This window comes from Fulvivirga aurantia (genome assembly GCF_009711475.1).
Classification (GTDB): Bacteria; Bacteroidota; Bacteroidia; order Cytophagales; family Cyclobacteriaceae; genus Fulvivirga; species Fulvivirga aurantia.
The window spans coordinates 1-2,099 of sequence record NZ_SMMD01000373.1; the positions used below are offsets into that span (position 1 = coordinate 1).

The 2,099-nt window shown below is 38.8% G+C and carries 2 protein-coding genes; both read right to left on the reverse strand.

Annotated features, from left to right (window positions below; all coding sequences use genetic code 11):
- On the reverse strand, nucleotides 1-1,150 hold a 1,150-nt coding region (locus E1176_RS01955), incomplete at its 3' end, for a DUF58 domain-containing protein (RefSeq protein WP_155208894.1).
- Nucleotides 1,147-2,099 (reverse strand): AAA family ATPase (locus tag E1176_RS01960; RefSeq protein ID WP_155208895.1); only part of this gene is annotated, 953 nt, incomplete at its 5' end. The genes E1176_RS01955 and E1176_RS01960, both read right to left, overlap by 4 nt.

The window sequence follows — 2,099 nt, forward strand, 5'->3', positions numbered from 1 at the left end:
CATCCAGCAGTTTTTTCACTTCGGTGTTCTCAAAAAATATAACCACAAGTAAGTGTGATTTAGCCAGGTTTTTCAAGTACGGAAGCTGCCTGTGCATCCCTGACAATGATTCAAAATTTGTATAAAGAAGCAATAAGCTTCGTTGCGTTATTTTTCTCTTTACTAAAGCGTAGAGTTTAGAATAATCAGCTTCCTTATAAGCGGTCTTCTGATTATACAAAGTTTCCAGGATCAGGTACATTTGTTTTGCCCGTTTGCTGGCGGGCAGTACTGTGCCTATCTTATGCTGAAAGGTAATGAGGCCGGCTTTATCATCTTTTTTCATGGCAATATTAGATATCACCAAACTGGCATTTATAGCATAATCGAGCAGACTCATGCCATCAAATGGCATTTGCATATTGCGGCTCTTATCAATCACAGAGTAAACCTGTTGTGATTTTTCGTCCTGATAATTATTGATCATGAGGGAGCCTGATCTGGCAGTAGCCTTCCAATTTATAGTTCGGAAATCATCTCCAGGTACATACTCCTTGATCTGCTCAAACTCCATATTATGGCCTATCCGTCTTATTTTCTTAATACCTATCTCAGTAAGGTTGTTAGAGATTGCTTTTAGCTCATACTTTCTCATTTGAATAAAAGACGGGTAGACCGGCACTATTTTGTCTTGAGAAAACCGATATCTTCTTGCTACCAAGCCAATTTTTGAGCTAATCAAGGCATTAACAGCACCAAAAGAATATTCTCCACGCTTGACCGGCCTCAAATTGTAAGCGGTGGTTTTGCTTTCCTTAGATTTTAAAGTGAATAAAAACTCATGGTCTCTTATCTGAAATTGATGAGGAAGCTCATCTATGAGCTTTACCTGTACTGTAAAATCGAAGCGATTTTCCAGATAAACTCTAATTTCATTTTCATCACCATTTGACAGTTTCTCAGGGGTAAACCTTATTCCTTTAACCCCCTTTTTATTTTTAAAGAGAAGAATGGCATCGGCAAGTGTAGTTGCCAGCAGTGTGAAGAATAGCACTTTAGGAATTACCAAAAATGTTGGAAAGAAATAGGCAAAGACAAAGAGCACTACGATGCCAATTATGGCAGTGAATAATTTATTGGTAAGATAAAGTGCCTTGATGACTGCTATCATCTTGGTATTTCTATTTTATTTATTATCTGCTCAGTTATTTCATCAGCGCCTAAGCCTTCCATCTCCTTTTCTGGAGTGATAATTACCCGATGTCTTATCACAGGTTTAGCCATAGATTTAATATCTTCTGGAGTTACAAAATCTCGCCCCTGGATGGCAGCAAATGCCTTGGCTGTCTGTAAAATAGCAATAGATGCACGCGGGGAAGCTCCGAGGTATAAGTCGACACTATTTCTGGTTTCGTTTACAATCTGAGCAATGTAATTTAAAAGGTTGTCTTCTACATGTATGCTGTTGATCGTTTCGCGGTATTCTTTTATCTGCTGCTTAGATAGTGAAGGCGTTACTTTTTCAAGTAAAGTTGAAGGCTTGTTTAGATTATGACCTTTGAGGATATCAACCTCTTCATCTAAAGAAGGATATGACACCGATACCTTAAATAAAAAGCGATCTAACTGAGCCTCAGGTAGTCTGTATGTACCTTCCTGTTCTATCGGGTTTTGAGTTGCAATTACCAAATATGGCTCATCCATATTGTGGGTATGCCCATCGATAGTCACTTGTCTTTCTTCCATTACTTCAAACAAGGCTGCCTGTGTCTTAGCCGGAGCCCTGTTTATTTCATCGATCAGCACTATGTTAGAAAATATGGGACCTGCCTTAAACTCAAATTCGGTGGTTTTCATGTTAAATATTGATGTGCCTAATACATCTGATGGCATGAGATCAGGTGTAAATTGAATTCGGGAAAAATCAGCATCAATCACTTTAGAAAGCAGTTTTGCTGTTAAGGTTTTGGCAACCCCAGGTACACCCTCAAGCAGTACGTGACCATCTGCCAGAATGGCTGTGATAAGTAAGTCTACCATTCTATCCTGACCCACAATTACTTTGCGTATCTCCGACTTAATTTCCTCAACGCTTGTTTTTAATGATGATAGATCTACTC